The sequence below is a fragment of the Ruegeria sp. CDSA141 genome (assembly GCF_059612005.1).
Genome location: NZ_JBXWPT010000057.1, coordinates 1 through 1,166, shown reverse-complemented (window position 1 = coordinate 1,166; position 1,166 = coordinate 1). Strand labels below are relative to the sequence as shown.

Below are 1,166 nucleotides of genomic sequence, written 5' to 3'. Positions count from 1 at the left end.
AAGGCCGGGCGAAAACCGCAATTGACTTTCTGACTAGCTCGTTCATAGGAGAAGTCCTCTCATCAAAGCGACAAGCGCGCCAAAGCTGCGGCTGCCAGAGCATTGCCCTTGTCGTGGTAGTCCCCGTGGAATACGCCATCCACCTTGACCTCCCAGATCCCATTCCTCTCTCTGACACGGACACGATCAGCTTGCGCAGTGGGATAATAGGGGGGTGCCGAAGATTGTCTCTTTTCCGGTTGGTGCAATGGCTTAACGAGTACGCTGGAGCTCACCGCCTTTGGCAATTGCGTTTCTCCAAGGGCCATCACGGCGCGAATAAACTCCTCCGCGTAGTCATCCGCGTTCCGGTGGTCATGCTCGTGCCGCACCATGGCCATCGGCTCAACAAAACGCTTCTTCAGGTGCTCAACAAAACGCGGTTCCGTGTGCGACATGTAAGCAATGAGCGACTGGAGAACCCGTTCATGGGCTAGAACGCGCCGTTCAAGATCGGTTGTTTCAGGCAGAGGTAGTGACATGGCGCTGCTCATCCTTCATTGATCGTGTTTTCCGGACGCTCCGGTGACTTGTTTACGTCAAGGGCTGCAAGGCAGGCTTGCGCGATGTCCCGGTTCGGGGTCTCTGTGCCTGGTATCGTCACCCAGCCAGCCGCCATCAGGGCCTCTCGCTGCCGGAAGGTAGAGGCTGCCCGGATCGCCGCCATCTTGGCAGCCCGTTCCGGATCGGATCGGGCCATGTCCAGACAGACAGGCACCAATGCGGTGGCAACATGTTCACGGGCCATAGCCACGGACCTGTCGTTCGAGGTTCGGCCGGTTACCCAGCCGCCCCAAGAAAATCCAGCTACACTAACAAGTACCGCGCCGATGACGGCGCCGTAGAGGCCGGGTTTAAGCCATTCGGGAGTGTTCATTGTAGTTCCTCCAGCGGCAAAGCGCCGCCTCGCTATCTTCAGGTGTCACATTGAATGCCGTGGCCAAGTGCCGTTTCCAGGTCGGTCCAGGTAATTGGCCGCATTTCTGTTCGGCCCAGCGAACGCCCCTTGCCGTTTATAGTCAGGAAAATCGCTGTTCTGCGGTAAGCCGGGAAACTCAGCGTCTCGATAAGTTCTTCCTCAACCAATACTTCGTATTCACCGGCAGGCAGCTCGTCCGAATATCCGG

At 57.5% G+C, this 1,166-nt stretch carries 3 protein-coding genes; all 3 read right to left on the bottom strand.

All coding sequences use genetic code 11. The annotated features are described in order from the left end of the window. Positions 1-62: 62 nt before the first annotated feature. Positions 63-521, bottom strand: coding sequence for a hypothetical protein (locus AC2FLP_RS22100; protein WP_496686569.1), 459 nt, complete (start codon positions 519-521; stop codon positions 63-65). An 8-nt stretch (positions 522-529) separates the two neighbouring features. Beyond that, entirely contained in the window at positions 530-916 is a 387-nt protein-coding gene (locus tag AC2FLP_RS22095; RefSeq protein ID WP_496671860.1) for a hypothetical protein, read from the bottom strand. A 38-nt stretch (positions 917-954) separates the two neighbouring features. Further along, on the bottom strand, positions 955-1,166 hold a 212-nt coding region (locus AC2FLP_RS22090), incomplete at its 5' end, for a hypothetical protein (protein ID WP_496686572.1).

What these genes read in the sequence shown, in the direction of transcription:
- AC2FLP_RS22100 (WP_496686569.1), bottom strand. Translation starts at nt 521, where the DNA reads ATGTCACTACCTCTGCCTGAAACAACCGATCTTGAACGGCGCGTTCTA.
- AC2FLP_RS22095 (WP_496671860.1), bottom strand. Translation starts at nt 916, where the DNA reads ATGAACACTCCCGAATGGCTTAAACCCGGCCTCTACGGCGCCGTCATC.